Below are 24,601 nucleotides of genomic sequence, written 5' to 3'. Positions count from 1 at the left end.
ACAGTGGTCGGTTTTTGCTCCTGCAAAACCGATATACACTATATCCTTATAAATAACAAAAAAGCTCCTGAACCTTACTAATAGTAATACCGGTAACCAAATCGAGGGTGGTACCAGTATCTATTATAATAACCGTGGTAAGGATAAAAACCATTAAAGTAAAAAGGGTCATAAAATGGGTCACGCTGAACAGATTGGTAGCGTTGCCATTTATACAATGATGAAACTTTGATGATGGGCATGCTTAACTCTTTTTTATCTACTTGCCTTGTCGCCTCGCCGTCAACTTTTCCAGAGAAAGTCAGCAAAGTGCCTTCTTTGTATACAACAGGATCAATGAAGTCCGAAGTCCTGGCCAGAAAGCGGCCTTCACTCGCTTGATTTGTAATCGGTTTGCCGTAATGATTAAGTGGATATTGAACCATTTGAATAATTGAAAATTCGTGATTATTTTCAACACTGACAACTTCGCCTCCCCAGCGAACTTCCTGGTTTGAAAAGTTTTCGATTGATCCTTGTATTTCATTAAGCTGAATATCATTGGCTGGAGCAGTACTAATCTGTTTTGGGATATTGCTGCAACCTGACAATAAAGCTAGCAAAAAACTTGTCACAACGATGGCAGACATTTTTTTCATTTGCGACTCTCTTTGTAATGGTTTACTTTGTACCTACTTAGAACAAAACAGCTGTACTATAAGTTTCACAAACAATCCATCTTATCTGTACATTCTATGAACTGGGATATTTTTCCCAAAAATGCTGGACGGTTTATAATATTACTGATATTCTTTCTGGCAATTTTCCGGTTTAACCTCCCACAACTCCATAAAATCGCGTTCTCCGCGCGCATTCAAGGCAATTCTGATATAAAAACCCATTTAGGTAATACATGAATCTGACAGAACTAAAAAAGCAGTCTGCTGCTGAATTAATGGAACTAGCGTTATCCATGAATCTAGAGGGCCTGGCCCGCAATCGTAAACAAGAACTTATTTTCGCATTGGTCAAAGCGCATGCCAAACAAGGTGATGATGTTTATACCACCGGAGTTTTAGAATTATTACCTGATGGTTTTGGATTTTTACGTTCTCCTGAAGACTCCTATGTTGCCGGCCCAGATGATATTTATGTTTCACCAAGTCAGATTCGTCGGTTTCATTTACGAACTGGGGATACGATAAAAGGAAAAATCCGTCCTCCTAAAGATAGTGAACGTTATTTTGCCTTGGTAAAAGTTGATGAAATCAACTATGAAAAACCTGAGAATTCACGAAATAAAGTCCCATTTGAAAATTTGACGCCACTATTCGCCAATGAACGTTTTAATCTTGAGCGTGGTAATGGCAGTACGGAAGATTTAACTGCTCGTATAATTGACTTAGCCTCACCGATTGGTAAAGGCCAGCGCGGATTGGTTGTTGCACCACCAAAGTCTGGTAAAACTATGATTTTGCAATCAATAGCACAGTCAATTGCCAGCAATTATCCTGACAGTACATTGATCGTCTTGTTAATTGATGAACGTCCGGAAGAAGTAACTGAAATGCAACGCTCGGTTAAAGGTGAAGTTGTTTCAAGTACCTTTGATGAGCCCGCAACGCGTCATGTACAAGTTGCTGAAATGGTTATCGAAAAAGCGAAACGTCTGGTTGAGCATAAACACGATGTGGTTATTTTGCTGGACTCCATCACCCGTCTGGCTCGGGCATACAACACAGTATCACCTTCTTCAGGTAAGGTTTTAACAGGTGGTGTAGATGCAAATGCCTTGCAACGTCCAAAACGTTTCTTCGGTGCGGCGAGAAATATTGAAGAGGGTGGCAGTCTGACCATTATTGCCACCGCTTTGATCGAAACTGGGTCGAGAATGGACGAGGTAATTTTCGAAGAGTTTAAAGGTACGGGCAATATGGAAGTATTGCTTGAACGTAAATTAGCTGATCGTCGTATTTATCCTGCTATTAACGTAACCCGCTCAGGTACTCGGCGAGAAGAATTACTGACCAATGAAGAAGATTTACAGAAATTGTGGATCCTTCGGAAAATTCTGGCACCAATGGAACCGATCGAAGCGATGGAATTCCTGATGGATCGCCTCAAATCTACTAAAACGAATGTTGAGTTTTTTGACTCAATGAAACAAGGTTAAAGATAAGTTTGTCGAAAGACTTGGTTGTTTTACCCCCGGCAATTTTTTTGATGGGTCCAACGGCCGCCGGTAAAACCGATATGGCAATATTTCTGGCTCAGAATCTGCCAGTTGAAATAATAAGTGTCGATTCTGCGCTTATATATAAGAATATGGATATTGGCACGGCCAAGCCTGATGCAGCGTTGCTAAAGCAATTTCCACATCATTTAGTTGATATTATCGATCCGAAACAGGCTTATTCAGCTGGTCGGTTTCGTCAGGATGCATTAGCTTTAATGGCGGATATTACAAAGCGTGGCAATATTCCGTTACTTGTTGGAGGGACCATGCTGTATTTCAAAACATTGCAGTATGGTATTGCCGAATTACCTGAAGCCGACTTAGCAGTCAGGACCAGGCTGGAGCAGGAATCCAAACAATTTGGTCTGTCGCACTTGCACCAACGTTTAAATGATGTTGATCCTGTTTCTGCTGCACGCATTCATGTTAATGATCCACAAAGATTATTACGGGCTTTGGAAGTGTATGAGATTTCCGGGAAATCGCTTACTGAATTGACAAAACAATCAGATTTTTTGCTGCCGTATCAAGTCATAAAAATTATTCTGTCACCATTTGATAGAAAAATTCTTCACCAACGTATAGCAAAACGTTACAAAATGATGATTCAGACAGGATTTATTGAAGAAGTTAAAAAGCTTCGGGCGCGAGGTGATTTGCATGCTGCACTTCCATCGATTCGCGCAGTTGGATACAGACAAGCCTGGTCTTTTCTGAATGGTGATTATGATGAAACTACTTTTATCGATAAAGCGATAATCGCGACAAGACAAATGGCGAAACGCCAATTAACTTGGTTACGAGCTCAAAATGATGGTGTCTGGTTTGATAGTGGTAAAGATTTGCCAAAGGAACCGGTATTGGATTTTCTTCGCCGCACCCTGTCAGAATCCGATAATGCTTGACGATTCTGTGCAGCCTTTTAGAATGCCTATTAAACTTTGATGTTCAACAATAATAACAATGATGGAGTCGACAATGGCTAAAGCCCAATCCTTGCAGGATCCTTTTTTGAATGCATTACGTCGAGAAAATGTTCCAGTTTCGATTTATTTGGTAAACGGTATCAAATTACAGGGTCAAATTGACTCCTTTGACCAATTTGTCATCCTATTGAAAAACTCGGTCAATCAAATGGTGTACAAACACGCTATTTCAACGATTGTGCCTGCCAGAAATGTTCAGATAACCCAAGAAGAATAAGGGAGTTTATTGATTGTTTGACCGGCCTGATAGCAATGCAGCTTTTGAAGAAAACGCCGAACAAGAATCGGTTGTTTTGGTTCACCTTGATTTTAATGACCGTGGTTTTGATGAAACCCAACAGGAATTTCTAGAACTGGTTAATTCAACTGGCGCTAACATATCAGCGGTGGTGCATGGCAAACGCCAGCGTCCCGATTCAAAATATTTTGCCGGAACCGGTAAAGTAGAAGAAATAGCCGAATTAGTTGCTGCCAATGATGCTGCTGTTGTCATTTTTAATCATGAACTTTCACCCAGCCAGGAACGTAATCTGGAACAGCGTTTAAAATGTCGTGTGTTAGGCCGAACGGGTCTGATACTCGATATTTTTGCCCGAAGAGCTCGTTCACATGAAGGCAAGCTTCAGGTTGAATTAGCGCAATTACAGCATCTTTCTACACGATTAGTACGCGGCTGGACTCACTTAGAAAGACAAAAAGGTGGTATCGGTTTGCGCGGACCAGGTGAAACGCAGCTTGAAACTGATAGACGCTTGCTGGGTCAACGCATTAAATCACTGAAAAAGCGACTTGAAAAAGTTCGTTCGCAACGAGATCAGGGTAGGCGTTCAAGACAACGTGCGGGCGTACCGGTTGTCTCTCTGGTTGGGTATACCAATGTCGGTAAATCAACACTTTTTAACAGAATGACGGCATCAGATGTCTATGCAGATAACAGATTGTTCGCAACACTGGATCCTACATTGCGTCGACTGAGATTAGCAGATACCGAACCCCTGATATTAGCCGATACCGTTGGATTTATCCGCCAGTTGCCACATGATTTGGTTGAGTCTTTCAGCTCTACACTGGAAGAAACGCGGGATGCATCTCTCTTATTGCATGTAGTCGATGCAGCGGCTGTGGACAGAGATGAGCTAATGAAACATGTTGATGATGTGCTGCAGCAAATTGGTGCTGATGAACTCCCTCAACTTATTATTTACAATAAAATTGACCGCTTGGAAAATGTTCAGCCAAAACTTGAAAGAGACCAGCAGGGAAAAATTTGTCGTATCTGGCTGTCAGCCCATACTGGTGAAGGCTTGGATCTTCTAAGACTGGCACTACAAGAATATTTTCCTGAGCAACTCTCAGCGATTGAATCAGTCAATTAAAGCGGACTTTTGGTTGCTATCGGCACCCATGTCCGTAAAATAGATTCATTCGGTTCCCATATTGAAAATCTTAAATTAAATTTTGGAGCGGTACATGGCTTGGAACGAACCCGGCAGTGGTGATAAAGACCCATGGGGTAAGCGTGGTGGTGGAAATGATGGCCCCCCTGATCTAGATGAAGTAGTCAAAAATCTGCAGCGAAAATTTGCTGGAATGTTCGGCGGAAATAGTGGTGGTAACAGTAATAACCAACCACCAGAAGGAGGCAGTAAATCAGGATCAATTGGCGCGGGATTAATCGCTGCCGTTATTTTGCTGGTGTGGTTGCTCTCCGGTATTTATATCGTTGAACCTGCAGAACGAGGTGTTGTGCTGCGTTTTGGTCAGTATAGTCACACCTCGATGCCTGGCCCTCACTGGCATTTCCCATATCCTATTGATCGTGTTGAAGTGGTTGATGTCGCAAAAATACGATCTGTTGAGATCGGTTATCGGTCTGCGGGTGGCAGACCTGAAAGCAATGTTTTGTCTGAGTCGCTGATGTTGACGAATGATGAAAATATTGTGGATTTAAAAATTGCCGGACAATATCGCATCAATGATGCAGCTCAATATTTGTTTAACGTTCGTACTCCTGACACTATTCTTCGTCAAATGATGGAAAGTGCTGTACGTGAAGTTGTTGGGCAATCGACCATGGACTTTGTTTTAACAGAAGGCCGGAGTGAGGTGGCAACAAGAACTGAACAACGTCTGCAGGCTATGTTGGATGCACATGCTACCGGCTTAACCGTGACCAGTGTCAGTATGCAAGATGTTCAGCCACCGGAGCAGGTCCAGGATGCATTTGCTGACGTGGTTAAAGCACGTGAAGATGAAGTTCGGGCAAAAAATGAAGCTGAAGCCTATTCAAACGATATTATTCCACGTGCCCGTGGTCAGGCTTTCCGTGTGATTCAGGAAGCCGAAGCTTATAAAAGCCAGGTGGTTGCCAAAGCAAATGGTGAAGCCAGTCGTTTTGTACAAGTAATGACTGAATATGAAAAAGCACCTTTAATTACTCAAGAGCGCCTCTATATCGATGCGATGGAATCGGTTTACAGTCGTAGTCAAAAAGTGATGGTTGACGTGGATAGCGGCGGCAACAATGTTCTTTACCTGCCACTTGATAGAATGCGTGGCAGTGGTAATGCACCCCGTGTGGATTTAAATAATTTAAATTATCCAACTACCAACAACCCCCAATCGACATCGAACTCATCAGCTCAAGATGGTTCACGTAGCCGGGGAGGACGTTAATCATGAGTTCTAAATTTACTGCAATTGTATTTATTGTCGTACTGGCACTGATCACGTTAAGTTCTGCTATCTTTTTTGTCGATGAACGTGAACGCGTTATTTTATTGAGGTTAGGTCAAATTGAGCGTTCAGATTTTGAGCCTGGTCTTCATTTCAAGATTCCATTTGTAAATGAAGTGCGTCGTTTCGATGGACGAATACTGAGTCTAGACGCCACCCCGGCAAGGTACCTTACTGGTGAAAAGAAGAATGTTATCGTTGATTCGTTTGTACTTTGGCGGGTTGCTGATGTAGCCGATTACTTCACCTCCATGGGAGGCGATGAAGAAAGTGCCAAACTTCGCATATCACAAATTATAAAAGATGGATTACGTGCAGAGTTTGGCCGTCGTACCATTCAGGAAGTGGTTTCCGGTGAACGTTCAGTTATGGTCAGTGGCCTGATGGACGAAGCGAACCGTATTGCGAATGAGTTTGGTATTGAAGTCGTCAATGTTCGCATCAAACGTATTGATTTACCTACTGAAGTCAGCTCGTCGGTATATACCCGTATGGAAGCTGAACGTGAGCGTGTTGCCAAAGATTTACGCTCGCGTGGTGCTGAAGAAGCTGAAAAAATCCGTTCTGATGCTGACAGACAGCGAACTGTTATTTTGGCAGAAGCCAATCGACAGTCGGAAATGCTTCGAGGTGAAGGCGATGCTACCGCTACCCAAATATATGCTGATGCCTATGGTCAGAATGAGTCTTTCTACTCTTTCTATCGCAGATTAGGTGCTTATCGGCATATTTTCCAAGGAGATGATTTGCTGGTAATTGAGCCAAAAGGTGATTTTTTCAGCAGTTTCAGTGACTTGAATACACTGGACTAGTGAGTGACTCACTGATTCATAGCCTATGGCTCGCCACAGCATTAATGCTGATTATTGAAGGGGTTTTGCCTTTTGTGAATCCCACAGCATTAAGGCGAGCCTTGCTGCAGGTTGCTACCATGACTGATCAGCAATTACGTATAACGGGATTGCTCAGTATGGTGGCAGGCTTGCTGATTTTATATTGGGTAAATTAATTTACATGACATTAAAAGAGAGTTGGTTGCTCCCTGAGGGCATCGATGAATTAATGCCGGAAGAGGCTTCCCAGCTGGAGAGAATGCATCGGCTGCTGGTTGATCGTATGCAAAGCTGGGGGTATCAACTAGTTGTTCCGCCATTAGTCGAATATCTGGATTCCTTATTAACAGGAACAGCAAAAACACTTGATCTGCAAACCTTTAAGTTGATTGATCAGTTATCAGGTCGCCTGCTTGGTATCCGTGCTGATATGACACCTCAGGTGGCCCGGATTGCAGCACATCGCTTACGGGATAATTCGAATGTCTTACGACTCTGTTATATCGGTAGTGTGCTGCATACCTTACCGGCAGGTCAGGCGAGTTCTCGCAATCCAATTCAGCTAGGGGCAGAAATTTACGGCCATGCCGGGCCGGAAAGTGACATTGAAAGTATCCAGTTGATGATTGAATTACTGAAAATCAGTGGGGTTTCCGGATCTATCTCGCTGGATATTGGCCATGTTGGTATCTATCGCGGATTAGCAGATTTTGCTGAACTTGATGATGCTCAGGAGCAAGCGCTTTTTTCTGCGATGCAGCGCAAGGCTTTGCCTGAAATCGAAAGGTTAATAACCCATTATGCTATTGCGGAACCAGCTGGAAAAATGCTGACAGCATTGTCTGAACTTAATGGTAATTCCAGTGTGCTTGATGACGCAAAACGGATATTACAAGATGCTCCTGAGGCGGTGATAACAGCACTTGATACTCTGGTAGTAGTCGCTGAAATGGCAAAGCAGCGATTACCTGGAATCCAATTAAATTTCGATCTGGCAGAGCTACGGGGTTATCACTATCACACCGGAGTGGTGTTTGCGGCTTATCAACCGAATTCAGCCCAAGCCATTGCTCTTGGTGGCAGATACGATGATATCGGGCAGGATTTTGGTCATGCTCAACCAGCCACTGGTTTCAGCCTGGATTTGAAAAAACTGGTGACAAGTTTTCCTAAGCCAACTGAAAAGCGACAGGTCATTACGGCCAACTGGTCAGCAGATCCCTTACAGCTTGAGATGATCGCAAGCTTACGTGAGAAGGGTAATATTGTCGTATTTGCTTTGCCTGGTAGCACTGTGCAAACCGAAAAAACATTGATTCAACAAGATGGCCGCTGGCAAGTGGTCGAGACAGGAAATAACACGCGTGGCTAAAAATATTGTAGTAATAGGTTCCCAATGGGGTGATGAAGGTAAAGGCAAGGTTGTTGATTTGTTGACTGACAGCGTTTCCGCTGTGGTGCGCTTTCAAGGCGGACATAATGCTGGCCATACGCTGGTTATTGAAGGCAAAAAAACCATTTTGCACCTGATTCCTTCAGGCATTTTGCGTGAACATGTTCAATGCCTTATCGGCAATGGTGTAGTGTTGTCTCCGGAAGCATTAATCAAAGAAATGAACGAGCTGGAAGCCAATGGTATTCCAGTGCGGCAACGATTGAAAATCAGTGCAGCCTGCCCGTTGATTTTGCCTTACCACGTCGCATTGGATGTCGCCAGAGAATCCCGCCGCGGTAAAGATGCGATCGGCACAACTGGTCGTGGTATCGGCCCAGCCTATGAAGATAAAGTTGCCCGTCGGGGCTTACGCCTTGGTGATCTGGTTAATGAACAGAAATTTGTGGAAAAACTTCGCGAAGTCGTCAGCTTCCACAATTTCGCCTTAATTAATTATTATCAGGCTGCGCCGGTCAGCTTTGAAAAGGTGCGTGATGAAACCCTGGCAATGCGTGATGTACTGTTGCCAATGATTGCTGATATTCCGGCGATGCTGCAGCAATATTATCTCAATGGTGACAGGGTCATGTTTGAAGGTGCTCAGGGAGCATTGCTGGATATTGATCACGGTACCTATCCTTATGTGACCTCTTCCAATACAACTGCCGGTGGGAGTGCTACGGGTGCTGGTGTGGGGCCACGTCATATTGACTATGTACTCGGTATTACCAAAGCGTACGCAACACGAGTTGGTGCAGGTCCATTCCCTTCAGAACTCAGTTGCGGTATCGGTAAACACCTTTCTGAAAAGGGGCATGAAAAAGGCTCCACTACCGGTCGTGACCGTCGTTGTGGCTGGCTGGATATGGTGGCATTGAATCGGGCGAGCTGGATTAACAGCATAACGGGTTTATGTTTAACCAAACTGGATGTTTTGGATGGTCTGGAAACGATTCGCTTGTGTGTCGGTTATCAACGTAAAGGCGAAGAAGTCACTATTCTGCCGTTAAGTGCTGATGAGTTTGACGGCTGTGAACCCGTTTATATCGATATGCCAGGCTGGCAGGACTCAACCTTGGGTATTACTGAGTTTGATGCCTTGCCGGAAAATGCACGTAACTACATTAATAAGATTCAGGAGCTTGCCGGAGTGCCGATTGATATTATTTCAACTGGTCCTGATCGCTGTGAGACGATTATTCGCCGTGATTTGTTTAGTATTTAACGAAAAAATCTTAAAGATATAGTAAAACGCCCTCAGATAGAGGGCGTTTTTGTTTATGGGGTTATTTTCTGTCAGGTGAAATTGCGGCGTATATTGCGGAGTAGTCAGTATTGCCCAACCCCATTGCCATGGTTTTATCCAGTAATCGAGCGATACCTTCCAAAGCGGTTGTATCGAGTCGTAGCTGTTCGCCAACTTCCAGAAATAAATGGGTATCTTTTGCTAAGTGTTTGGTGGGGAAATTGGGATCACTGAAATTACGATTGCACATACGCTCCAGTTTTTTATCAAACGTAGGCGCATAGAGAGCACTTTCCCGCAAAATCTGCATAAATTGTTCTGTATCAATCTGATGCTCTTCAATCAATGCCAGACTCAATGAAAAACTTGCAGTGAGGCCAGCAATTAATTGATTGAGCGCTAATTTGACAGCGGCTCCCTGACCTGTTTCACCGATATAACGAGGTGTTTCCCCGATCATTTTCAATAAAGGCAGAGCCTGTCGATAATTTTGTTCCGGGCCCGCTGCCATGAGGATCAGCTTGCCATTGCGAGCTTCCGGAAGGCTTCCCAGCACAGGGCATTCGAGATAGCGCGCGCCGACGCTGTTTAACTGAGCTTCAATGTGCTGAGATTGTTGCGGAGCAATGGTACCCATTTGGATAAACAGCTTATCAATAAAGCTGCTGGATTCGACACTATCTAAAACAGTAGCAATGGCATCAGCATCGGTAAGCAGCAAGATGACTATCTGACTTTGCTGAACGGTTTCGCTGGCTGTCCGGAAAACATTGGCTCCCTGAGTGCTTAGCGTCGTGATTTTATCAATACTGCGGTTATAAATGCTCAACTCACATTTCTGGTTGAGAAGGTGTTCTGCCAGAGCACTGCCCATCAGACCGCCTCCAAGAATACCTATTTTCATAATGACTCCTGTTTTGTGTAACTAAATATTCTATTCTTACATAGATGCTGCGTGCGTTGTGGGATACAATATGCGGGCATTTACAGCCGCTACAGGGGAAAACTGTGTACAAAAAAAACATGAGCATCGCTGATTTTGATGACGAGTTGTTTCAGGCAATTTCTGCTGAAGAGCAACGTCAGGAAGATCATATTGAATTGATCGCTTCTGAGAACTATACCAGCCCACGGGTAATGGAAGCTCAGGGCTCATTGTTAACCAACAAATATGCAGAAGGTTATCCTGGCAAACGCTATTATGGTGGTTGTGAACATGTTGATACAGCCGAAGATCTCGCCATAGAACGAGCTAAAGCATTATTCGGTGCCGATTATGCCAACGTTCAACCGCATTCAGGTTCACAAGCTAATGCTGCTGTTTATCTGGCCTTGTTACAGCCCGGCGATACAATCCTGGGTATGAGCTTGGCGCATGGTGGGCATCTGACACATGGTGCCAAAGTCAGTGCGTCAGGAAAAATCTATAATTCTGTAGCGTATGGCATTAGCAGTGATTCCGGTGAAATTGATTTCAGTGAAGTTGAGAGACTGGCAAAAGAACATCAGCCAAAAATGATTGTCGCTGGTTTTTCAGCTTACTCACGGATTATCGATTGGCAAAAATTCCGTGATATCGCGGATTCAGTAGGTGCATATCTGTTAGTTGATATGGCGCACGTTGCTGGTCTGGTCGCTGCCGGACTGTATCCAAATCCAGTTCAGATTGCTGATGTGACAACCACAACGACTCATAAAACCTTAAGAGGTCCGCGTGGAGGTCTGATACTGGCCAAATCGAATCCTGAAATTGAGAAAAAACTTAATTCAGCAGTCTTTCCTGGTTTCCAGGGTGGCCCGTTGATGCATGTGATCGCAGCCAAAGCCGTTGCGTTCAAAGAAGCCATGTTGCCCGAGTTTAAAACCTATCAGCAGCAAGTTGTTAAAAATGCTCAAGCCATGGCCAAAGTCTTTATGGCTCGCGGTTATGATGTGGTTTCCAAAGGTACAGATGATCATTTATTTCTGGTCAGCTTTATTGAAGCAGGCCTGACTGGTAAAGAAGTCGATGCATGGTTAGGGAATGCCCATATTACAGTCAATAAAAACGCTGTTCCCAACGATCCGCAATCACCTTTTGTCACTTCCGGTATTCGCGTTGGAACACCTGCTGTGACTACACGTGGTTTCAGTGAACAGGATTGCACGGACCTCGCGGGCTGGATGTGCGATGTGATTGAAAGTCATGGTGACGAGAAAGTGATAGCGGCTATTCGCGACAAAGTAACCACTATCTGCAAACGTTTGCCGGTTTATTCATAAGTTTGTGCTGACTGATGCGCTGCCCGTTTTGCGGAGCTGAAGACTCAAAAGTCGTCGACTCGCGTCTCTCTTCTGAGGGAGATGCGATTCGACGTCGTCGCATGTGTCAGGAATGTAATGAACGTTTTACCACTTACGAAACGGCAGAGCTCAGTCTGCCACGGTTGATCAAGCGTGATGCCACACGGGAAGCGTTTGATGAAAATAAATTACGTGCTGGCATTATGCGAGCATTGGAAAAACGCCCGGTCAGTATTGATGCTATTGATAATGCGGTAAAAGCCATCACCCGGCGTTTATGGGCAACCGGCGAAAGAGAAGTGCAGAGTCGTCTGGTGGGGGACTGGGTAATGGATGCGTTACGCGAGCTCGATGAAGTCGCCTATGTTCGGTTTGCGTCTGTATATCGAAGTTTTCAGGATGTAAATGCATTTCGGGAAGAAATCGAACGCATGGAAAATCGTGCTTTATCTGATAAAGATAGCTGAATCTTACTGTCAGCCTCAGTTTATGCAAACGCATCATTCGAATGCGATTACAATCATTGCTAACGAAAACCTGTGGAGGCAACCCCAATGAGCCAACACGAACAATTTATGGCACAGGCAATACAACTGGCCTGGAAAGGTTTATACACCGCAGATCCCAATCCGCGGGTAGGTTGTGTCCTTGTCAAAAATGATCAGGTGATCGGTCAGGGTTGGCATCATCGCGCCGGGGAAGCGCATGCAGAAATCAATGCGTTACATGACGCAGGACATGATGCAGAAGGCGCTGATTGTTATGTGACTCTGGAACCCTGCAGCCATTTTGGCCGTACACCGCCTTGTGCCGATGCACTGATTCGAGCCGGAATAAAACGTTTATTTGTGGCGATGACCGATCCCAATCCTGTGGTTTCTGGAACCGGTATTCAACGTCTTGAACAGGCCGGAATAGAAGTTCATCAAGGAATACTGACCACCCAGGCTGAACAGTTAAATCCGGGCTTTATTCAGCGTATGCGCCTCGGCAGACCCTATGTGCGAAGTAAAATGGCGATGAGCCTTGATGGTCGCACGGCAATGGCGTCAGGGGAAAGTAAATGGATAACCGGTCCGGAAGCTCGCGCTGATGTGCAAAAACTCAGAGCGCGCAGTTCAGCAATTCTCAGTGGAGTCGGCACGATCATCGCTGATGACCCCTTGTTAAATGTTCGTCATGTTGACGATTTTTATCCTGATGGAGAGGCTATACGGCAACCGTTAAAAGTCATCGTTGATAGTGAACTGCGTATGCCGAAGACGGCGCAGATCCTAAATGATGAAAAAATATTGCTGTTTACTGCCTGTGATCGAATGGTGCGTGAGGATATTGAAACCATTGTTTTGCCAGCACCCAATAATCAGGTCGATTTAACGGGCATGTTATCGGTATTGGCTAAGCGTGAAATTAATGAAGTCATGGTAGAAGCCGGTGCAGTTTTGAATGGCGCATTGTTACGCTCACAATTAATTGATGAAATGATATTTTATGTGGCTCCTAAACTGATGGGTGATGCCGCCAGAGCGGTATTTCACCTGCCAGGTATGGAGCGCATGGCACAAAATATTCAACTGAAGATCACCGATATTCGTGCCGTTGGCAACGACTGGCGAATTACCGCTAAACCACACTATAACGAGGCTTTTTAACGCATGTTCACAGGTATTATTGCAGCTGTCGGTCAGCTCAAATCTCTGCAATCAGTCGGGGGCGATATACGTTTGCATATTGACACTGCGAAGTTGGATCTCAATGACGTCAAGCTGGGTGATAGCATCGCGGTAAATGGTGTGTGTTTGACTGTGGTGGAAATGGCAGCTAAAAGCTTGCAGTTTGATGTGTCTCAGGAAACATTACAGCGAACCAGTCTGGGACAATTAAAAACCGGTAGTGAAGCCAATCTTGAGAAAGCCCTTGCCGTTGGGGATCGATTAGGTGGTCATATGGTTAGCGGCCATGTTGATGGTTTGGGTGAAGTCATCAGTAAAACGGCTTCGGCCCGTTCCTGGCAATACAAGATAAAAGTTCCTGCGGAACTGGAACGGTACATTGCAGAAAAAGGCTCGATTACTATTGACGGTGTCAGCCTGACAGTGAACGGCGTGTTTGAAGGCGGGTTTGATATCAATATCATTCCGCATACCCTTGAAGAAACCATCATTAAACATTACCAAACAGGTACCAAGGTTAACCTGGAAGTGGATTTGATTGCCCGTTATCTGGAGCGTTTACTGCCGCAGGCAGACTCAACTATCAGCCGGGATTTTCTCACTCAACATGGTTATATCCGTTAATGCAAATCAATAGTACGCAAGAAATCATCGATGACCTGAAACAAGGCAAAATGGTCATCATTATGGATGACGAAGATCGGGAGAATGAAGGTGACTTAGTCATGGCGGCCGATATGGTTACTGCGGAAGCCGTTAACTTTATGGCTAAATTCGGTCGTGGACTGATTTGTCTGACGTTAACGGAAGATCGTTGTCGTCAGTTACGTTTACCTTTAATGGTGACTGATAATCAAACGCCTTATGCCACCAACTTTACCGTTTCGATTGAAGCCGCTGAAGGTGTGACCACTGGTATTTCTGCAGCTGATCGAGCTTTGACCATCAAGAAAGCGGTGGCAGCAAAAGCAAAACCAGAAGATCTGGTACAACCCGGGCATATTTTTCCGTTAAAGGCGCAACCGGGTGGCGTGTTAACCCGTGCCGGACATACTGAGGCAGGTTGTGATTTGGCGTACTTGGCTGGCTGCACACCAGCGGCCGTTATTGTAGAAATACTGAATGATGATGGCAGCATGGCACGGCGTCCGGATCTGGAAAAATTTGCTGAAATGCATCAGTTAAAAATCGGTACCATTGCAGATTTGATCAGCTACCGTCTGCAAAATGAAATGACCATCAAGGCCATGTCAACCTGTGAGTTTCCAACTGAATATGGTGATTTTACCTTGCACAGTTATCAGGATGATGTGAACGGCCAAACCCATCTTGCGTTGGTTTACGGGGATATAGATGCTGAGCAGGAAACGCTGGTCAGGGTGCATATGGCTGACCCCTTGGGCGATTTACTGGCTTCTAAACGTGAACCCACGCATTGGCCTTTACCGGATGTAATGCGACGTATTCAACAGGCGGGTAAAGGCGTTTTAGTGGTATTGCGTCAACCCGAACAGAACAAACAATTGGCAGCAAAAATTGCCCGTTACCAGCAGCAGGATAAAGGTATAGCAGCGCCGTTCAAAGCCAGCTGGGATTTAAGAACATTTGGCGTTGGAGCACAAATTTTAGCGGATCTGGGTGTGCGTAAAATGCGAGTGATTGGTACGCCAACTAAATTGACCGGTGTATCCGGTTTTGGTCTCGAGTTAACCGGTTATTTAGAAGACTGAGTCAGGCGCAGTGAGTAATCATATCTATATTGTTGCTGGTGAGGCATCGGGTGAAGCACATGCTGCCCGTCTTGTCAGTGCATTAAAACAACAACAGCCCGCTATTTATATCACCGGTATTGGTGGTGAGAAAATGCGTGCTGCTGGTGCTGATATTAATATCGATTTTGCTGAATTAGCCGTGATGGGCCTGGTAGAAGTCATAAAACGCTACCCAAGAATCAAAGGTATTTTTAATCAGGTTGTGGCTGAATTACGCCGTCAGCCACCTGATTTACTCATTCTGGTGGATTATCCCGGCTTTAATCTGAAACTGGCGAAACAAGCTAAAAAGCTTGGGATTAAAGTGCTGTATTACATCAGTCCAAAAATATGGGCATGGCGAGCGGGGCGTATTGAACAAATCAAACGTGATGTGGATCATATGGCTGTGTTATTTCCATTTGAACAGGAAATATACCAAACAGCAGGAGTTGCAGTGACCTGTGTCGGCCACCCATTAGTCGATGCTGTTCATACTGAACTATCTCAAAATGCTGCGCGTGAAAAGTTTGCTTTGGATAATGATATTCGGGTTATTGGTTTATTTCCCGGCAGTCGTCGCAGTGAAATTTCAGTGTTACTGCCTGTAATGCTTGAAGCAGCCGAACGAATACAGCAACGGCATTTTCCTGTTAGTGTTGTTATCCCCCAAGCCCCCGGGATTGATGAAACCTATCTTCATCAGTATCTGGCAGGTTCACGATTACATATCAGTATTATTAAAGACGATTTTTACGACGTTATTAAAGCGTGCGATGCTATTGTTGCGGCATCGGGGACTGTTACGCTTGAAATTGCGTTGCTGGGTGTTCCGCATTTTATTATCTATAAGGTTTCGCCTTGGAGTTATCGTATCTTAAAACGGCTGGTAAAAATCCCCTATGTGGGATTGTGCAATATTGTGACAAAACAACCGGTTATCAAGGAGTTGTTGCAAGATGATGTCACTTCTGTCCGGCTTGAACAGCAATTAATGGATTTACTGACGCATCCTCAACGCTTGAAAAATGCCGAACAAATTCGTCAGCAGGTGCGAGAAGCACTGGGACCATCCGGTGGTGCAGACAATGCAGCTAAACTTGTGCTTAGTTTGCTTTCATGACGACGATAGTCTTAATTGCCGGTATTGATGAAGTAGGGCGAGGCCCTCTAGCGGGGCCAGTTGTTACAGCTGCCGTAGTACTGGATCCGAATAAACCGATTGCAGGCCTTACAGATTCTAAAAAACTCAGTGAAAAACGCCGGGAACAGTTGGTGCCGATCATTGAAGAATACGCTTATGCCTGGGCGCTGGGACGGGCAGAAGTCGAAGAAATTGATCAGTTAAATATTCTGCAAGCCAGTTTACTGGCCATGCAACGTGCGGTGGCAGCTTTGCCATTTGAGCTGGAACATGCGTTGGTCGATGGCAATCATGCGCCGCAGTTGCCATGTCCTGTTACCACAATCATCAAAGGGGATTTGACGGAACCTGCAATAGCAGCAGCTTCCATATTGGCTAAGGTGGCCAGGGATCGTGAAATGCTGATTTTGGATCAGCTTTATCCCGGCTATGGTCTGGCCAAAAATAAAGGTTATCCGACGGCACAGCATCAACAGGCGTTACTCGATTTAGGTCCTTCGCCAATTCATCGTCATTCATTTGCACCAGTCCGCCGAGCAGTGAGATAAATTGATACAAATTCCGGTTATCGCCTGCAAGCATGGTATTATTCGCTCCTTATGCTTTCGATAAATTCACTCATTAACTCATTCAAACGGATCAAAGCCGGTAAAAAAAGCCGTGCAGCTGCTGAGGGAGCTGCGCCACTTATTGTGCCTCGAGCTGACCATAATATTTCTCGTGATCTCATCAGTCCCAGCGCACTAAAAGTACTTTATACCCTTAAAGATGCAGGTTACGAAGCGTATCTGGTGGGTGGTTGTGTACGGGATTTGTTACTGGGTTATGAACCCAAAGATTTTGATATCACCACCAATGCTTTGCCTGAACAGGTTCATCGTTTATTTCGCCGTAGCCAGCTGATTGGCCGACGTTTTAAACTGGTTCATGTACGTTTTGGCCGTGATGAAATTATTGAAGTAGCGACTTTTCGTGCGCCGCCTGAAGCGAAAAATCATGTCGATGATCAAGGCCGCATCATGCAGGATAATGTGTATGGCACATTAGAGCAGGATGCCTGGCGGCGGGACTTCACCATTAATGCCCTTTACTACAATATCCGTGATTTTTCAATTGTCGATTACACCGGTGGTATTGCTGATTTACAAGCCGGTCTGATTCGGTTAATTGGTGATAAACCGGTTCGTTATCGCGAAGACCCGGTGAGAATGTTGCGTGCTTTACGGTTTATGGCCAAGTTAGGTCTCAAACTGGAAGCTGAAACCGAGCAATTGATTGTTGATTTGGCACCCTTACTAGGCGATATTCCTCCGGCCAGATTATTTGATGAAACCTTAAAACTGTATTTAAGTGGACAGGCCGCTGTGACTCACGAGCTGCTTTGTCACTATGGTGTGTTTGATCATCTTTATCCGCAAACAGCGGCTTTACTGCATCAGGAAAAAGACGGCTATCCACGAACATTGCTGATGAAAGCGCTGGAAAACACCGATAAACGGCTGGCTGATAATAAACCGGTTACGCCGGCATTTTTATTCGCTGCATTACTATGGGAACCGCTGCGCCAACGTTGGCAGCAGTTAAGCAAAGAAATGCCGGAGATACCGGCTATGCAACGTGCAGCTGGTGAAGTCTTGTCCGAGCAAATTCAGACTGTGGCAATACCCAAGCGCTTCAGTCTTGTCACCCGTGATATCTGGACCATGCAACCCCGTTTGACACGTCGTCAGGGTAAACGGGCATTTGCTTTGTTGTTGCACCCTAAATTTCGTGCGGGTTACGATTTTCTGGCACTTCGGGCAGAGTCCGGTGAACCGCTGCAGGAATTAACTGATTGGTGGACAACTTTTCAACAAGCATCGGCAAACACCCAATCCGATATGGTGAATGCCTTAGGTGCGGGTGGAGAAGCAGAAAAACGTAAACCACGTCGTCGCCGTCGCCGCAAACCAGTTATTAAAAAAGTTGAATAATGCTGGTTTATATTGGACTTGGCAGTAATCTGGAAAACCCGCTGCAACAGATTAAAACCGCCATCAATGATTTGCAGGCAATCGCTGAAATAACCATTGTTTCAGTATCTTCCCTTTACCAAAGTCCGCCAATGGGACCAGCAGATCAGCCGGATTACATCAATGCTGTATTAGCATTGAAAACAATCCTTAATCCGCACCAGTTACTGGACGTTTTACAGTCCGTAGAACAATTGCATGGTCGAGAGCGTAAACGGCATTGGGGGGAACGGACACTGGATTTGGATATCTTGCTCTACGGCGATCAGATATTGGATGATGAGCGATTGAAAATACCGCATCCAGGCATGCATGAACGAGCCTTTGTGTTATATCCGTTAGCTGAAATAGCACCGGATGTTGAAATTCCCGGTATTGGTAACTTGCAGGAAATATTGCCATTATGTCCGCAAGGTGATTTACAACAAGTGGAACACACTAGCTTATGAAAACATTGTCGCATCGTTATATTGTTGTTGAAGGCCCGATTGGTGTCGGCAAAACTCATCTGGTCAAACGGTTGGCGGAGAGCTTTTCCGGGAGCACATTGTTAGAAGCACCGGAACAAAATCCATTTTTAGAACGTTATTATCTGCATCCCAAGCAATCGGCTTTGCCAACACAATTAAGTTTTTTGATGCAGCGCGTCAAGTTAGCCAAAACCTTACAGCAGGACGATTTATTCACTTCGCTGCATGTGGCGGATTTTATGCTGGAAAAGGATCGCTTGTTTGCACAGATATCACTGGATGATGATGAACTGGCTTTATACAACATGGTTTATGAAAATCTCACTCTGCATCACCGGACGCCAGATCTGGTGATTTATCTGCAAGCCTCTTTGCCAACATTGAAAACCCGGATTTCGCAGCGCGGTATAAGTTATGAACAACATGTCGAAGATGCTTATCTCAAACGTCTGGCGGATTCCTATGCTGACTTTTTCCATTATTACGATGCGTCACCGTTACTGATTGTCAATGCCGAGCAGATTGATCTGGTGAAAAGTGAAGCCGATTACCAGCAGCTGCTGGATCAAATTTGCACTATTCAAAGTGGTCGGCAGTACTACAATCCGCTGCCGGTGAAAGAGAAAAAAGCATGAGCCGTCTGAGTCTGAATCAGCTGCGTAAAATGAAAGCTGAGCACAATAAAATTGCTGTATTAACGGCCTATGATGCGACGTTCAGTCATGTACTTGAACAGGCTGGAGTAGATATTGTTCTGGTTGGCGACTCGCTGGGAATGGTGATTCAGGGGCAGGAAAGCACTTTGCCAGTGACAGTGGACCATATGGTTTATCACACGGCGAATGTGATTCGCGGCAGTGAAAGCCTGTTTGTGATCACCGATATGCCTTTTATGAGCTATGCCAATATTGATCAGGCTATGCATAATGCCGCCCGTTTGATGGCTGAAGGCGGCGCACAGATGATTAAACTGGAAGGCGGTGCTGAACAGGTTGAATTAATCTCGGCATTGACCCGGCGTGGTATTCCGGTCTGCGGCCATCTCGGATTATTACCGCAGTCGGTTCATAAACTGGGTGGCTATCTGGTACAGGGCAGAGAACAGGCCGCGGCAGATAAAATCTTGCAGGATGCGATCAGTCTGGAAAAAGCAGGTGCCGATATGTTGGTACTTGAATGTGTGCCTGCTACCTTGGCAAAACTCATCAGCGAAGCGTTAACCATACCGGTGATAGGTATTGGTGCTGGAGCTGATTGCGATGGTCAGGTGTTGGTGCTATACGATATGTTGGGTATTACGCCGGGTAAACGACCGCGTTTCAGTCATGATTTTCTGGCTGATTGCGGTCATATCCCTGCGGCAATCAGCCGTTATGTTGAAGCTGTTAAAAACGGCAAATTCCCCACTGCTGAGCAACAATATTAATGCAGATTGTTGAGTCTATTCTGAGCTTGCGTGGCCAGATAAAAACCTGGCGCGTGGCGGGTGACACCGTTGCATTTGTCCCGACCATGGGTAATCTGCATGATGGTCATATTTCACTGGTCAAAAAAGCCCAGACATTGGCTGATAAAGTGGTCGTCAGTATTTTTGTCAATCCATTGCAGTTTGATGACAAACAGGATTTAGCGAAATACCCACGCACATTACAGGCGGATATAAAAAAACTGATGCATGCAGGTTGTAATCTGTTATTCACGCCTGATACTGACATTATGTATCCACAAGGACAGGATTTTCATACCTTTATTCATGTACCGGGTATGGATGACAAGCTCTGCGGACTGGAACGACCTGGACACTTTGATGGTGTGGCCACCGTGGTCACCAAGTTATTCAATATGGTGCAGGCAGATGTGGCGGTGTTTGGTGAAAAAGATTACCAGCAATTATTACTGATTCGGAAACTGGTAAGCGACTTAAATCTTCCGGTGAAAATCGTTGGTGCGCCGACAGTAAGAGAAAAAAATGGGCTTGCAATGAGCTCACGCAATCAGCACTTAACCGACACACAGAAACAGCAGGCCGCTAGTTTGTATTCGAGCTTAAAGCAACTTAAACAGCAGCTGGAAACAGGCGGCCAGGATGTGAATTTTTTATTGGCCCAGGCCCATTCCCAATTAACGGCTGCCGGATTTACACTCGACTATTTTGATATTCGTCGGGAGAAGGATCTTCAAGTGGCGGATCCCGCAGTGGATAAAGCCTTGCGACTGCTGGTGGCGGGGCGGTTGGGAAATGTTCGTTTGATCGACAATATTGCCTGTAACCTTGCTTGACTATACTGAAAAAGCGATAATATACGGCTTATTGACGGAAAATTTCCCGCTATGCATCTGACACTGTTAAAAGCTAAACTACATCGTGCCTGTGTAACTCATTCCGAACTGGAATATGAGGGGTCATGTGCAATTGATGGTAAATTGCTCGAAGCCGCCGGCATTCACGAGTACGAGCAAATCCATATCTATAACGTTGCCAATGGTGAACGTTTTGTAACTTATGCAATACGTGCCGAAGACAATTCCAATATTATTTCGGTGAATGGTGCAGCAGCGCATAAAGCATCACCGGGTGATCGAATCATTATCTGTGCTTATACTGCAATGGATGCAGAGGAGCTGAAAAGCTTCAAACCGACGCTGGTATATCTTGATGAAAATAATGATATTACCCATATGCGTCACGCGATCCCTGTCCAGGCGGCCTGATTAAAACTCTTCAGATATAACGGTTTGCGAGACTGTCACCGAACAGTCATCAAACCGTTATTTTTTTGTCATATATATTCTCTAGACTTTGCGGCATGAAGTTATCAGAGAATATGTATGCTCAATATTGAACAGGCTGTTCAACAAAAATTTCCCAATTTTCAAAAGCAAAAACCCTGGGTCAGAATACCGACTTTAGGCTTTCTCCGAAAAATCACCCATGAGCAAGAAGTTAATCGTTTCCTCGAACAGCATAAGCAGCTTGAAGGTTTTGATTTCATTGATGAAGTTCTGGATTATTTTAACTTCAGTTACAGTATTACCCATCGTCACCGCAATAATATTCCTGCCACTGGCCGGGTGGTAATTGTTGCCAATCATCCATTAGGCGCGTTGGATGGATTATGTTTGTTAAAGCTGGTGGGAGAGGTCAGGCGCGATGTGAAAATCGTCGCCAATGATATGTTGCTGAACTTTTCCGCATTAAGTTCATTGTTTCTGCCGGTTGATAACCTCTCAAAATCTACCCGTAAAAGCAGCGTGGCACGTATTGTCGAGTGTTTGAATAATGATGAAGCCGTCATCGTATTTCCTGCCGGTGAAGTTTCGCGAATTCGGCCCGGTGGTGTTCGGGATGGTAAATGGAACAGCGGGTTTTTAAATTTTGCCAGGAAAACCCAGGCACCTATTTTGCCAATTTATGTTGAAGCCAGAAACTCATCGCTATTTTACAGTGCTTCTATGGTCTACAAACCTTTATCCGGCATGATGCTAGCGCATGAAATGTTCAACAAAAACTCTAAAACCATCTCAATGCGGGTAGGGGAAACGATTGCCTATCAGCAGATTGAACAGATGCCATTGGTCAAAGCGGAAAAGGCCAAATTATTACGTCGTCATTTGTATCGGCTGGCCAAAGGTAAAAAGCCATTATTTGTGACTGAACAGACGATTGCTCACCCGCAGGAACGCCGGGCGATTAAAAAAGAATTACAGCAAGCTGAATTATTGGGTGAGACAGCCGATCATAAGAAGATATATCTGTTTGATTATCAGGCGAATTCTGCTGTTATGCAGGAGATTGGCCGGTTACGGGAAATTACCTTCAGACAGGTGGGTGAAGGCACGGGAAAAAAACGGGATTTAGACCAGTACGATCGGGATTACCGGCATCTGATTTTGTGGGATGAGCAGGAGCTGGAGATCGCTGGTGCTTACCGGATTGGTGAAGTTGCTCGTATTATGGAGGCAGAGCGTGATATTTATACCAGCGAGCTATTCAGTTTTAACTCGTCGATGCAGCAATATTTTCCGGTTAGTATTGAATTAGGTCGCAGCTTTGTCAGCCCTAAATACTGGGGAAAACGCAGTTTGGATTATCTGTGGTATGGCATTGGCGCCTATCTCAAACGCTATCCAGAGATCCGTTATCTGTTCGGGCCGGTCAGCCTCAGCAATACTTATCCTGATTTTGCCAAGGCGTTGATTGTCAGTTTTTATCAAAAACATTTTGCAGATACGGAATCTCTGGCGACTGCCAGAGTACCGTCCATTTTTGATACAGAGCTGCAACAACGAGTGTATTCAACGTTAGTTAATCAAGATGCCGATAGTGACTTTACAGCGATGCGAGAGCAGCTGACACATATGAATGTGACGGTACCGACGCTATATAAACAATATGCCGATATTTGTGAGCCGAGAGGTGTACGGTTTATTGATTTTAATATCGATGCCAGTTTCGGTAACTGTATTGATGGTCTGGTGATGGTAGATTTACAGCAATTAAAGCCCGCCAAGCGCAAACGCTATTTAGGTGAGTCAAATACCTGACATCATCCGTGGCAGCGTTTCAGTTTTTTGCCACTGCCACAAATACAGTTATCATTACGACCAAGTTTTATCGGCGGTAAAAACTCGCCGTCAATATAAAACCAGTGACCTTGCTGTCGACTGAATCGAGAGCGCTCGTGTAACTGTCCGATAGGGTTATCTACATAAAAGGCAATAAATTCCACTTCCGCCTCATCATCAGTTTCAGCGTGATCCACAATGGTTAAACCTAGCCACTGTGTGGTTTCCATAGTTTGCTGCAAATTAAGCAAATCATCCGGCTGTCGTTGCGATGGGTGCAATGTCGCCTGTAAATAGCTGATATTGTGCATTACAAAGGCGCTGTAGCGAGAACGCATTAATTGCTCAGCTTTAATAGCAACCTGTTTGCCTTGATGCAGCAAGCCACAACACTCGTCATAAATAGATTGACTCTGACAGGGGCAAAGTTGGTTTTTCATTAGAAAGTAATCTTCATTAAATCAGCGTGTTGAAAGGTATAGTTTAACTTTGATTTAACTTTTTGATTGCTGATTATTTTGTACTTAATCTCCGTTTCAGTATCAAATTCCGGTGGTGACAGGCCCATTAACTTTCTGGCATAACCGTAAAACTCACGTTTGCTGGGATGTGTATCCGCACAACCATTAAATATTTCGCCCCAGGCTTCCTGTTGCAAAATGGCATTGATAATACCCAGGCAATCATCCAGATGAATCAGGTTCACTGGAGCATCGGCTTGTGGCACGCTGCGACCATTACGGAAAAATCTGCCAGGATGGCGACGGCTATCAATTAAGCCGCTGAAGCGGACTATTGTCGTTTTAAAGTGCGTATTGTTTTGAAACAATTGTTCGATTTGCCATAACACGCTGTTGTGATCTTCGGCGTTTTCATCTTCAGTGACTTCCCGGTTAAGATTCTGATACACCGAAGTGGAACTGATAAACAAGACCTTTTGAATTGGTGATGTTTCAATTTGCTCAATCAGCCTGGCGAAGCCGTTAATGTTTTTCGAGGTGATATTGATAATCAGAATTTCACTGTCCAGAAATTCACTGATTTCAGATAATTGGTCAATATCAACATGAAATGCGCGTGCACCTGTAGCGTCCAGTTCGGTAAAACGCTCATGATGCCGAGTCGAGGCTCTTATTCTAAAAGCTTGTTTATAAAGAATAGTTGCAAGCGGTAATCCCAGCCAGCCGCTACCTAAAATACTGATGGTGTTAATGATAATTTCCTTAGAGCACAATTAAACAATAAGCCTAT

General features: G+C 44.8%; 27 protein-coding genes. 23 read left to right on the top strand and 4 right to left on the bottom strand.

Going from position 1 to position 24,601, the window contains the following annotated elements; genetic code table 11:
* Positions 1-77: 77 nt before the first annotated feature.
* Complete coding sequence (locus B2337_RS10975; protein WP_292414921.1) at positions 78-638, bottom strand: Slp family lipoprotein; 561 nt, start codon at positions 636-638, stop codon at positions 78-80.
* A gap of 254 nt (positions 639-892) precedes the next feature.
* On the opposite strand from B2337_RS10975, the gene rho reads away from it, so the two are divergent.
* From rho to B2337_RS10930, 9 genes are all read left to right on the top strand, one after another.
* Positions 893-2,152 carry a transcription termination factor Rho gene (rho, locus tag B2337_RS10970; protein WP_292361445.1) on the top strand — a complete coding sequence of 420 codons (1,260 nt, stop codon included), beginning with the start codon at positions 893-895 and terminating at the stop codon, positions 2,150-2,152.
* 50 nt (positions 2,153-2,202) lie between these two features.
* Entirely contained in the window at positions 2,203-3,120 is a 918-nt protein-coding gene (miaA, locus tag B2337_RS10965) for a tRNA (adenosine(37)-N6)-dimethylallyltransferase MiaA (RefSeq protein ID WP_292414922.1), read from the top strand.
* Positions 3,121-3,193: 73 nt separating this feature from the next.
* A complete protein-coding gene (gene hfq, locus B2337_RS10960) occupies positions 3,194-3,418 on the top strand; it encodes an RNA chaperone Hfq (RefSeq protein WP_069296001.1) in 225 nt (74 codons plus the stop codon).
* Between the two features lie 13 nt (positions 3,419-3,431).
* On the top strand, positions 3,432-4,577 hold the full coding sequence (gene hflX, locus B2337_RS10955; RefSeq protein ID WP_292361443.1) for a ribosome rescue GTPase HflX: 1,146 nt from the start codon (positions 3,432-3,434) through the stop codon (positions 4,575-4,577).
* A gap of 94 nt (positions 4,578-4,671) precedes the next feature.
* A complete protein-coding gene (gene hflK / locus B2337_RS10950) occupies positions 4,672-5,877 on the top strand; it encodes an FtsH protease activity modulator HflK (RefSeq protein ID WP_292361442.1) in 1,206 nt (401 codons plus the stop codon).
* Between the two features lie 2 nt (positions 5,878-5,879).
* Complete coding sequence (hflC, locus tag B2337_RS10945; protein ID WP_292361441.1) at positions 5,880-6,749, top strand: protease modulator HflC; 870 nt, start codon at positions 5,880-5,882, stop codon at positions 6,747-6,749.
* Positions 6,749-6,946, top strand: a complete 198-nt coding sequence (locus B2337_RS10940) for a DUF2065 domain-containing protein (RefSeq protein ID WP_292361440.1) — start codon at positions 6,749-6,751, stop codon at positions 6,944-6,946. Before hflC ends, B2337_RS10940 begins: the two co-directional genes overlap by 1 nt.
* A gap of 5 nt (positions 6,947-6,951) precedes the next feature.
* Positions 6,952-8,142, top strand: a complete 1,191-nt coding sequence (locus B2337_RS10935; protein WP_292361439.1) for an ATP phosphoribosyltransferase regulatory subunit — start codon at positions 6,952-6,954, stop codon at positions 8,140-8,142.
* Positions 8,135-9,430, top strand: coding sequence for an adenylosuccinate synthase (locus B2337_RS10930; protein WP_292414923.1), 1,296 nt, complete (start codon positions 8,135-8,137; stop codon positions 9,428-9,430). The genes B2337_RS10935 and B2337_RS10930 overlap by 8 nt, the downstream gene beginning before the upstream one ends.
* Before the next feature lie 61 nt (positions 9,431-9,491).
* Here B2337_RS10930 and B2337_RS10925 read toward each other — a convergent pair whose 3' ends face one another.
* On the bottom strand, positions 9,492-10,355 hold the full coding sequence (locus B2337_RS10925; protein WP_292414924.1) for an NAD(P)-dependent oxidoreductase: 864 nt from the start codon (positions 10,353-10,355) through the stop codon (positions 9,492-9,494).
* A gap of 104 nt (positions 10,356-10,459) precedes the next feature.
* Between B2337_RS10925 and glyA the strand changes: the two genes are divergently transcribed.
* The 14 genes from glyA (at position 10,460) to B2337_RS10855 (ending at position 23,329) form a co-directional block, all read left to right on the top strand.
* Positions 10,460-11,713, top strand: a complete 1,254-nt coding sequence (gene glyA, locus B2337_RS10920) for a serine hydroxymethyltransferase (RefSeq protein ID WP_292414925.1) — start codon at positions 10,460-10,462, stop codon at positions 11,711-11,713.
* A 14-nt stretch (positions 11,714-11,727) separates the two neighbouring features.
* Complete coding sequence (gene nrdR, locus B2337_RS10915) at positions 11,728-12,201, top strand: transcriptional regulator NrdR (protein WP_292361435.1); 474 nt, start codon at positions 11,728-11,730, stop codon at positions 12,199-12,201.
* Positions 12,202-12,288: 87 nt separating this feature from the next.
* Positions 12,289-13,386 (top strand): bifunctional diaminohydroxyphosphoribosylaminopyrimidine deaminase/5-amino-6-(5-phosphoribosylamino)uracil reductase RibD, encoded by a 1,098-nt coding sequence (gene ribD / locus B2337_RS10910; protein ID WP_292414927.1) that lies wholly within the window; start codon positions 12,289-12,291, stop codon positions 13,384-13,386.
* 3 nt (positions 13,387-13,389) lie between these two features.
* Complete coding sequence (locus B2337_RS10905; protein WP_292361433.1) at positions 13,390-14,031, top strand: riboflavin synthase; 642 nt, start codon at positions 13,390-13,392, stop codon at positions 14,029-14,031.
* Positions 14,031-15,137 (top strand): bifunctional 3,4-dihydroxy-2-butanone-4-phosphate synthase/GTP cyclohydrolase II, encoded by a 1,107-nt coding sequence (gene ribBA, locus B2337_RS10900; RefSeq protein WP_292414928.1) that lies wholly within the window; start codon positions 14,031-14,033, stop codon positions 15,135-15,137. The genes B2337_RS10905 and ribBA overlap by 1 nt, the downstream gene beginning before the upstream one ends.
* 10 nt (positions 15,138-15,147) lie before the next feature.
* Positions 15,148-16,281, top strand: coding sequence for a lipid-A-disaccharide synthase (gene lpxB / locus B2337_RS10895; RefSeq protein ID WP_292414929.1), 1,134 nt, complete (start codon positions 15,148-15,150; stop codon positions 16,279-16,281).
* A complete protein-coding gene (gene rnhB / locus B2337_RS10890; RefSeq protein WP_292361430.1) occupies positions 16,278-16,850 on the top strand; it encodes a ribonuclease HII in 573 nt (190 codons plus the stop codon). Before lpxB ends, rnhB begins: the two co-directional genes overlap by 4 nt.
* Before the next feature lie 51 nt (positions 16,851-16,901).
* A complete protein-coding gene (pcnB, locus tag B2337_RS10885) occupies positions 16,902-18,275 on the top strand; it encodes a polynucleotide adenylyltransferase PcnB (RefSeq protein ID WP_292414930.1) in 1,374 nt (457 codons plus the stop codon).
* Complete coding sequence (gene folK, locus B2337_RS10880) at positions 18,275-18,763, top strand: 2-amino-4-hydroxy-6-hydroxymethyldihydropteridine diphosphokinase (RefSeq protein ID WP_292414932.1); 489 nt, start codon at positions 18,275-18,277, stop codon at positions 18,761-18,763. The genes pcnB and folK overlap by 1 nt, the downstream gene beginning before the upstream one ends.
* A complete protein-coding gene (locus B2337_RS10875) occupies positions 18,760-19,419 on the top strand; it encodes a deoxynucleoside kinase (protein ID WP_292361427.1) in 660 nt (219 codons plus the stop codon). The genes folK and B2337_RS10875 overlap by 4 nt, the downstream gene beginning before the upstream one ends.
* Positions 19,416-20,210 (top strand): 3-methyl-2-oxobutanoate hydroxymethyltransferase, encoded by a 795-nt coding sequence (gene panB / locus B2337_RS10870; protein WP_292414933.1) that lies wholly within the window; start codon positions 19,416-19,418, stop codon positions 20,208-20,210. The genes B2337_RS10875 and panB overlap by 4 nt, the downstream gene beginning before the upstream one ends.
* Positions 20,210-21,064 (top strand): pantoate--beta-alanine ligase, encoded by an 855-nt coding sequence (gene panC, locus B2337_RS10865; protein ID WP_292414934.1) that lies wholly within the window; start codon positions 20,210-20,212, stop codon positions 21,062-21,064. Before panB ends, panC begins: the two co-directional genes overlap by 1 nt.
* Positions 21,065-21,115: 51 nt before the next feature.
* Positions 21,116-21,496 (top strand): aspartate 1-decarboxylase, encoded by a 381-nt coding sequence (panD, locus tag B2337_RS10860; RefSeq protein ID WP_292361424.1) that lies wholly within the window; start codon positions 21,116-21,118, stop codon positions 21,494-21,496.
* A 117-nt stretch (positions 21,497-21,613) separates the two neighbouring features.
* Positions 21,614-23,329: a lysophospholipid acyltransferase family protein gene (locus B2337_RS10855; RefSeq protein ID WP_292414935.1), complete on the top strand. Its 1,716-nt coding sequence runs from the start codon at positions 21,614-21,616 to the stop codon at positions 23,327-23,329.
* 2 nt (positions 23,330-23,331) lie between these two features.
* On the opposite strand, the gene B2337_RS10850 is transcribed toward B2337_RS10855, so the two are convergent.
* Positions 23,332-23,790: a YchJ family protein gene (locus B2337_RS10850; protein ID WP_292414936.1), complete on the bottom strand. Its 459-nt coding sequence runs from the start codon at positions 23,788-23,790 to the stop codon at positions 23,332-23,334.
* Positions 23,790-24,584 (bottom strand): SDR family oxidoreductase, encoded by a 795-nt coding sequence (locus tag B2337_RS10845; RefSeq protein ID WP_292414937.1) that lies wholly within the window; start codon positions 24,582-24,584, stop codon positions 23,790-23,792. Before B2337_RS10845 ends, B2337_RS10850 begins: the two co-directional genes overlap by 1 nt.
* Positions 24,585-24,601 lie beyond the last annotated feature (17 nt).

Source organism: Methylophaga sp. UBA3192 (genome assembly GCA_002363955.1).
In the GTDB taxonomy this organism is placed as follows: Bacteria; Pseudomonadota; Gammaproteobacteria; order Nitrosococcales; family Methylophagaceae; genus Methylophaga.
This window is presented reverse-complemented; position numbering and strand designations above follow the sequence as displayed.

Coding starts and splice junctions, on each gene's coding strand:
- B2337_RS10875 (WP_292361427.1), top strand. CDS start 18,760: ATGAAAACATTGTCGCATCGTTATATTGTTGTTGAAGGCCCGATTGGT.
- ribBA (WP_292414928.1), top strand. CDS start 14,031: ATGCAAATCAATAGTACGCAAGAAATCATCGATGACCTGAAACAAGGC.
- panD (WP_292361424.1), top strand. CDS start 21,116: ATGCATCTGACACTGTTAAAAGCTAAACTACATCGTGCCTGTGTAACT.
- hflK (WP_292361442.1), top strand. CDS start 4,672: ATGGCTTGGAACGAACCCGGCAGTGGTGATAAAGACCCATGGGGTAAG.
- B2337_RS10850 (WP_292414936.1), bottom strand. CDS start 23,790: ATGAAAAACCAACTTTGCCCCTGTCAGAGTCAATCTATTTATGACGAG.
- pcnB (WP_292414930.1), top strand. CDS start 16,902: ATGCTTTCGATAAATTCACTCATTAACTCATTCAAACGGATCAAAGCC.
- folK (WP_292414932.1), top strand. CDS start 18,275: ATGCTGGTTTATATTGGACTTGGCAGTAATCTGGAAAACCCGCTGCAA.
- hfq (WP_069296001.1), top strand. CDS start 3,194: ATGGCTAAAGCCCAATCCTTGCAGGATCCTTTTTTGAATGCATTACGT.
- rho (WP_292361445.1), top strand. CDS start 893: ATGAATCTGACAGAACTAAAAAAGCAGTCTGCTGCTGAATTAATGGAA.
- rnhB (WP_292361430.1), top strand. CDS start 16,278: ATGACGACGATAGTCTTAATTGCCGGTATTGATGAAGTAGGGCGAGGC.
- B2337_RS10905 (WP_292361433.1), top strand. CDS start 13,390: ATGTTCACAGGTATTATTGCAGCTGTCGGTCAGCTCAAATCTCTGCAA.
- hflC (WP_292361441.1), top strand. CDS start 5,880: ATGAGTTCTAAATTTACTGCAATTGTATTTATTGTCGTACTGGCACTG.
- nrdR (WP_292361435.1), top strand. CDS start 11,728: ATGCGCTGCCCGTTTTGCGGAGCTGAAGACTCAAAAGTCGTCGACTCG.
- B2337_RS10975 (WP_292414921.1), bottom strand. CDS start 638: ATGAAAAAAATGTCTGCCATCGTTGTGACAAGTTTTTTGCTAGCTTTA.
- panB (WP_292414933.1), top strand. CDS start 19,416: ATGAGCCGTCTGAGTCTGAATCAGCTGCGTAAAATGAAAGCTGAGCAC.
- B2337_RS10925 (WP_292414924.1), bottom strand. CDS start 10,355: ATGAAAATAGGTATTCTTGGAGGCGGTCTGATGGGCAGTGCTCTGGCA.
- B2337_RS10855 (WP_292414935.1), top strand. CDS start 21,614: ATGCTCAATATTGAACAGGCTGTTCAACAAAAATTTCCCAATTTTCAA.
- panC (WP_292414934.1), top strand. CDS start 20,210: ATGCAGATTGTTGAGTCTATTCTGAGCTTGCGTGGCCAGATAAAAACC.
- ribD (WP_292414927.1), top strand. CDS start 12,289: ATGAGCCAACACGAACAATTTATGGCACAGGCAATACAACTGGCCTGG.
- miaA (WP_292414922.1), top strand. CDS start 2,203: ATGGGTCCAACGGCCGCCGGTAAAACCGATATGGCAATATTTCTGGCT.
- B2337_RS10935 (WP_292361439.1), top strand. CDS start 6,952: ATGACATTAAAAGAGAGTTGGTTGCTCCCTGAGGGCATCGATGAATTA.